The sequence below is a fragment of the Streptomyces sp. GbtcB6 genome (genome assembly GCF_019091475.1).
Lineage (GTDB): Bacteria > Actinomycetota > Actinomycetes > Streptomycetales > Streptomycetaceae > Streptomyces > Streptomyces hyaluromycini.
Window position 1 is genome coordinate 1 of sequence record NZ_JAGXJL010000281.1, and the last position, 273, is coordinate 273.

Genomic DNA, 273 nt, shown 5'->3' on the forward strand with positions numbered 1-273 from the left:
CGTGGACCCGCCCGTAGAGGAGGAGTTCCTGAGGCATACGGTCAGGCTGACGATAGGTGGTGCGCCCAGTCAAGTACGTTCCGGGATATGGGAGGTGCCTCACCGTCATCGGCATGTCCGTCAGACCGCCTCTCCCAGCGCCGCGATGACGTCCGCCTTGCGGGGCTGTCCGGTGGCCCGGCGCACCACCCGGCCGGCCGCGCCGAGCACCAGCACGGTGGGGGTCCTGAGAATCTCCAGGTCGCGTACGAGGTCCAGGCGGGCCACCGCGTC

General features: G+C 69.6%; 1 pseudogene. It reads right to left on the bottom strand.

Annotated elements, in window-relative coordinates:
* Positions 1–120: 120 nt before the first annotated feature.
* Positions 121–273, bottom strand: a pseudogene (locus KVT45_RS57540) (thioredoxin); the annotation flags it as partial.